The 1,622-nt window shown below is 66.6% G+C and carries 2 protein-coding genes; both read right to left on the bottom strand.

Annotation, left to right across the window (positions count from 1 at the left end; genetic code table 11):
* The coding region (locus ENN83_RS05555) for a malonyl-CoA decarboxylase domain-containing protein (protein ID WP_287185013.1) at positions 1–711 on the bottom strand (711 nt) is incomplete at its 3' end.
* Positions 708–1,622 (bottom strand): TRAP transporter large permease (locus ENN83_RS05550; protein ID WP_287185011.1); only part of this gene is annotated, 915 nt, incomplete at its 5' end. The genes ENN83_RS05550 and ENN83_RS05555, both read right to left, overlap by 4 nt.

Below are 1,622 nucleotides of genomic sequence, written 5' to 3'. Positions count from 1 at the left end.
GTCCTGCACCGAGCCCGGCACGCCGCGAACCAGCGCCACCTGCACGAAGATCAGTGGCGCGTCGGGCATGGCCGGGTGGAAGAAGGCGAAGCATCGCCGGTCCTCGGGGCCGACGCGGGCGCGCAGCGCCTCCCAGTCGGAGATGGCGTGGACGGCCTCGTAGTCGATGATCTTTTCCAGAAACTGCGCGGGGCTTTCCCATGTCACCTGCCGCAGCACCAGAAAGCCGCGGTTGAACCAGGACTGGAACAGATGCACGAAATCCAGGTCCACCCGCGCAAGGTCGGGCATCTCGGGCAGCAGCGCCAGCAGGTCGCGGCGCATCCGCACCATTCCGGTTGTCGCCCCCGGCGCGTGGTTGAGGCGGCGGAACAGCGCCTGCCGCCGGGGTTCCGCGGCCTCCAGCAGCCTGCTCAGGGCGGGGGCGTCCCCGGTCGCGCCGTAATCCTGCGCAGCCTGCACGACCGCATCGGGAATGATGTCGTAATCCCGCGCCAGCATCGCGAAGAATTCGCGCCGCGCGCCCATGTCCATGCGGGCATAGGCGGCAAGGATGTCGCGGGCCAGCCGCATGGTCGACACCTCGCCCTCGCCCGCCAGGAGGGCCGCGCACATCTCGGCCACGGGCTTGCCCGGACTGCCGCGCAGCGGCGCGAAGCGGCGCTCGACAAGCTGGCCGAGAAGATCGCCCAGATACCCCGTCCGCGTCATCGCGCAGACCCCATCACCAGGTCGGGCAGCCATGTCGCGATGCCCGGAAAGACGCACAGGATCAGGATCGCCAGCACCATGCAACCCACATAGGGCAGCGATCCCGTCAGGATGGTCTTCAGCCTGATATCCGGCGCGATCGAGTTGATGACGTATAGGTTCAGCCCCACGGGCGGCGAGATGAGGCCGATTTCCATGTTGATCGTCAGGATCACCGCGAACCAGTAGGGGTCGAAATCGGCGGCCAGGGTGATCGGCAGCAGGATCGGCGCGGCCATCAGGATCACCGCCACCGGCGGCAGGAAGAAGCCCGCGACCAGCAGGAAGACGTTGATCGCCCCCATCAGCACCCAGCGATTGACCTCGAGCGCGGAGATCCAGGTCGCGATGGATTGCGTGATGTAAAGCGAGGACAGCATGTAGGAAAACACCCCCGCCGCGCCGATGATGAACAGGATCATCACCGATTTCCGGGTGGAGTCGCGCAGCACCACCCATAGCGATTTCGGCGCCCACATCCGGTAGATCACGACCGCCATCAGCAGGCAGAGCATCGCGCCCACCGCCGCGGTCTCGGACGGTGTCGCGATGCCGCCACACATCGCGTAAAGCACGCCCAGGATGACAAGGAGGAACGGGATCACGCGCGGCAGGATCTCCAGCTTCTCGCGCAGGCTGTAGCGCCGGGCCGACATGACCGAAAGGCCGGTGTTGCACCAGGTGGACCAGATCGACCAGGCCATGAACAGCCCCACCAGCAAGAGCCCCGGCAGCACACCCGCCAGGAACAGCCGCCCGATCGAGGTTTCGGTGGCGATGCCATAGACGATCATCGTGACCGAGGGTGGGATCAGGATGCCCAGCGTGCCACCTGCCGCGATCGAACCCGCGGCCACGGTATCGGGATAGCC

Source organism: Rhodovulum sp., from assembly GCF_011048875.1.
Taxonomy (GTDB): domain Bacteria; phylum Pseudomonadota; class Alphaproteobacteria; order Rhodobacterales; family Rhodobacteraceae; genus Rhodovulum; species Rhodovulum tesquicola.
The sequence above is the reverse complement of the archived record's forward strand: the minus strand, read 5'-3'. Positions and strand labels throughout refer to the sequence as shown.